We start from the raw sequence: 3,942 nt of genomic DNA, 5'->3' as shown, positions 1-3,942 counted from the left end.
CGGGCGGGCGGCGTGCCGGGAGGTGCGGCCGTCGCGGCGCGCGGGCGCGGTGAGGGCGCGTCTGGCGGCCTGGGCCAGTTCGCCGGCACTCTGGTAGCGCTGCGCCGGCTTCTTCGCCATCCCCTTGGCGACGACCTCGTCGAAGGCCGCCAGCCGCGGGTCCACGTCGGACGGGCGCGGGATCGGCGAGACCATGTGCCCGGCGATCTGCTGCTCGAGGCTGTCCGCGGGATAAGGCCTTGAGCCGGTGAGACATTCGTAGAGCACACAGGTCAGCGCGTAGATGTCCGAGCGGGCGTCGACCTCGCCGCCCTCGAACCGCTCCGGGGCCATGTAGGCCAGCGTGCCCAGCGTGCTGCCCGCCGTGGTCAACCCCTGCTCGCCCGCGTTGCGGGCCAGCCCGAAGTCGATCAGGTACACGAAATCACGTCGGGTGATCAGGATGTTCGAGGGCTTGATGTCGCGATGGATCAGCCCCAACCGGTGCGCCGCGTCCAGACCGTTGGCCACCTGCTCGACGATCGACACCGCGAACGCCGGGCCGAGGGGCTTGGTCGCCTCGGACAGCATGGTGCCGAGGTTGCGGCCCTCGATAAGGCGCATGTCGAGGTAGAGGCGGCCGTCGATCTCGCCGAAGCCGTGGATCGGGACGACGTGCGGATCGTTGATGCCGGCGGCGGCCTGCGACTCGCGGCGGAAGCGGGCCTTGAACGTCTCGTCCTGGGCCATGCTGTGCGGCAGCACCTTGAGGGCGACGACGCGGTCGGTCTTGGTGTCGTAGGCCCGGTAGACCTCGCCCATGCCGCCGCGGCCGATCAGTTCCTCAAGCCGGTAGTGCCCGAAAGGTGTCGCATTCACCGGTGTTCTCCTCGGCTGCGGCCAATCGGTCTGTCGATCGGAGTGACGTCACGTTTGCCGGGGCTGCCCGGACGCCTGTCAGTCGCCTTGCGGCCGGTTGCCCGTTCTGGGCGACCCGGGTCAGTGAGACGCGACGGCGTGCTTCATGGGTGCAGCATTCTTACCACGCTGAGGCGCCGGACGGCACACTCTGCCACCTGGCCGATCGTGCTATTCCGTCGACAACTTCGCCGCCCGGGCCCGGCGCCGGGTGAGACCGCGGGTGGCGAGCACCCCGTGGCGGGGCCCGAAGACGTAGGCCAGCGCGAACGCCAGCCCGTTGGCCAGCACCACCATCGGGCCCGACGCGGTGTCCAGGTAGTAGGAGGAGTAGAGCCCGATCAGCGCGCAGACCGCGGCGACGGTCGGGGCGATCAGCAGCATCCGGCCGAACCGGTCGGTGAGCAGGTAGGCGGTGGCGCCCGGGGTGATCAGCAGGGCCACCACCAGTACCACCCCGACGGCCTGCAGCGCCACCACGGCCGTCATCGCCAGCAGCCCGAGCAGCGCGGCGCCGAGCAGGCGCGGATTGAGGCCGATGGCGTGGGCGTGATTCGGGTCGAACGCGTAGAGCGTGAAGTCCCGGCGCTTGACGATCAACACGGCCAGCACCACCGCACCCAGGACGACGACCTGGACCAGATCCGAGCGCGAGACGCCCAGCAGGTTGCCGAAGATGATGTGCCCGAGATCGACCTGGCTCGGGGTCACCGAGATCAGGACCAGACCGAGCGCGAACAGCGTGGTGAACACCACCCCGATCGCGGCATCCTCTTTCGTGCGGCTGGTGTCGCGCACGACGCCGATCAGAGCGACCGCGGCGAAGCCGAACACGATGGCCCCCAGCGCGAATGGGGCGCCCGCGATGTAGGCGAGCACCACCCCGGGCAGCACGGCGTGGGAGACCGCGTCACCCATCAGCGACCAGCCGATCAGCACCAGCCAGCACGACAGCGTCGCGCACACCACCGAGGCGATCAGGGTCGTGATGGTGGCGCGGACCATGAACTCGAGCCGCATCGGCTCGAGCAGGAACTCCAGGATGTTCACGGCGAATCCGCCTGGTCTTCGGAGCTGTCGAGGCCGAACGCGCGGGCCAGGTTGCGGGGTTGGAGTACGACGTCGGGAGCCGCGTGCAGCAGCACGGTGCGCATCAGCAGGATGGCCTCGTCGGCGAGTTCGGGCAGCGCGTGCAGGTCGTGCGTGGAAACCACGATGGTGGCCCCGCCGGCGGCGAGTTCGCGCAGCAGGCGGCTGATGGTCGCTTCGCTGCGCTTGTCGACGCCGGCGAACGGCTCGTCGAGCAGCAGCAGGTCGGCGCCCTGGGCGATGCAGCGGGCCAGGAACGCGCGCTTGCGCTGTCCTCCGGAGAGCTGCCCGATCTGGCGGCGCTGGTAGTCGATGAGTTCGACGCGCTCCAGCGCCTCGTCCACCGCCTGCTGATCGGCCGGGCGGGCGCGCCTGGTCGGCCCCATGCGCCCGTACCGGCCGGCCAGCACGACGTCGCGCACCGACAGCGGGAACGCCCAGTCGATGGCTTCGCTCTGCGGCATGTAGGCCACCGCCCCCGACCTGCGGGCCCGCGCCGAGCTGTGTCCGTGCACCGCCACCGATCCGGTCTCGAGGCGCACCAGCCCCATGACGGCCTTGAACATCGTGGACTTTCCGGAGCCGTTCATCCCGACCAGCCCGCACACCCGGCCGGGCGCCACGACCACCGTCGCGTCCTGCAGGGCCAGCACCGGTCCGTAGCGGACGGTGACTGAATCCAGTTGCAGCGCAGGGGTTGTCACGAGATCCGGGGTGCAGTCAGAGCCGATGCGATGGTGGCGGCGTCGTGCCGGATCAGGTCCAGATAGGTCGGCACCGGCCCGTCGGGACCGGACAGGGAGTCGACGAACAGCACTCCGCCGAACCGGGCGCCGGTGGCCTCGACCACCCGCTGCATCGCCGCGTCGGAGACCGTGGACTCGCAGAACACCGCCGGGACGTCGTTGGCGTCGACGAACTCGATGGTCGAGGCGATCTGCTGCGGGGTGGCCTGCTGCTCGGCGTTGACCGCCCAGATGTACTTCTCGGTCAATCCGGCGTCGCGGGCCAGGTACGAGAACGCCCCCTCGCAGGTCACCAACGCGCGTTGCGAGGCGGGCAGCGCATCGAGTTGCCCGACGAGGTCGTCGTGCACCGCCTGGAGTTCGCCGCGGTAGGCCTCGGCGTTGGCTCGGAACTTCTCGGCGTGGGCCGGGTCGAGTTCGGCGAACGCCTCCGCCATGTTGTCCGCGTAGACCTGCACGTTCAACGGCGACATCCACGCGTGCGGGTTGGGCATGCCGCGGTAGGCGTCGTCGGCGATGTCCATCGGTTGCACACCGTCGCTGACCACCACATGGGGCACGTCCAGACCGTCGACGAACTGGGCGAACCACGCCTCCAGATTCAGGCCGTTGTCCAGGATCAGGTCCGCCCTGGCGGCCTTCCTGATATCGCCGGGCGTCGGTTCGTACCCGTGGATCTCCGCCCCCGGCTTGGTGATCGACTCCACCGTCAGATGCTCGCCCGCGACGTTGGCCGCGATGTCGGCCAGCACCGTGAACGTGGTCAGGACCACCGGGCGCTGCGCGGCGCCGGTGTCACCGCCCGGCGCGCAGGCCGCCACCACCGTCACGGCGGCGACCAGCGCCACCAGGCCTCTGACCGGCCGCCACCGAATCCGCGCCCGCACGCCACCTCCACACGGTCCCGCCTACTTTTCGAGCAGACGATATCAATGTTTCGGTGAGCCTAAACCATGATGCGGGCAGCCGTCATCGGTGAAGGTCGGGGTTCGGGGCGCCGCGGCGCTTGATCAGAACTGAGGTTCGTGGAACCGGTTGATGATCGGCAGGCGCTCGATGATGCGGTCGCGCAGCCGCGGCTGCTGAGGCACCGGCGGAATGGCAGGCACCTGGGCCGGCGGCGGAACGTACGCGGGCGCCGCCGGAGCGGGCGGCACGAAGTTGGCCGGCGGGGGCGGCGGCACATACGCCGGGGCGGGCGGGATCACCG

Annotated in this window: 5 protein-coding genes; all 5 read right to left on the bottom strand. The window is 70.1% G+C overall.

All coding sequences use genetic code 11. The features are described from left to right. Window positions 1-858 (bottom strand): serine/threonine-protein kinase (locus MVA01S_RS28985; RefSeq protein ID WP_159426374.1); only part of this gene is annotated, 858 nt, incomplete at its 3' end. A gap of 210 nt (window positions 859-1,068) precedes the next feature. Continuing rightward, window positions 1,069-1,947 (bottom strand): metal ABC transporter permease, encoded by an 879-nt coding sequence (locus tag MVA01S_RS28980; RefSeq protein ID WP_003929868.1) that lies wholly within the window; start codon window positions 1,945-1,947, stop codon window positions 1,069-1,071. Then, window positions 1,944-2,690 (bottom strand): metal ABC transporter ATP-binding protein, encoded by a 747-nt coding sequence (locus MVA01S_RS28975; RefSeq protein WP_003929869.1) that lies wholly within the window; start codon window positions 2,688-2,690, stop codon window positions 1,944-1,946. Before MVA01S_RS28975 ends, MVA01S_RS28980 begins: the two co-directional genes overlap by 4 nt. Next, window positions 2,687-3,619: a metal ABC transporter substrate-binding protein gene (locus tag MVA01S_RS28970; protein WP_003929870.1), complete on the bottom strand. Its 933-nt coding sequence runs from the start codon at window positions 3,617-3,619 to the stop codon at window positions 2,687-2,689. Before MVA01S_RS28970 ends, MVA01S_RS28975 begins: the two co-directional genes overlap by 4 nt. 123 nt (window positions 3,620-3,742) lie before the next feature. Further along, window positions 3,743-3,942: DUF7157 domain-containing protein (locus MVA01S_RS28965; RefSeq protein WP_060941804.1), on the bottom strand; the 200-nt coding region annotated here is incomplete at its 5' end.

It is taken from the genome of Mycolicibacterium vaccae NBRC 14118 = CIP 105934, from assembly GCF_001552715.1.
GTDB classification, from domain to species: domain Bacteria; phylum Actinomycetota; class Actinomycetes; order Mycobacteriales; family Mycobacteriaceae; genus Mycobacterium; species Mycobacterium vaccae.
This window is presented reverse-complemented; position numbering and strand designations above follow the sequence as displayed.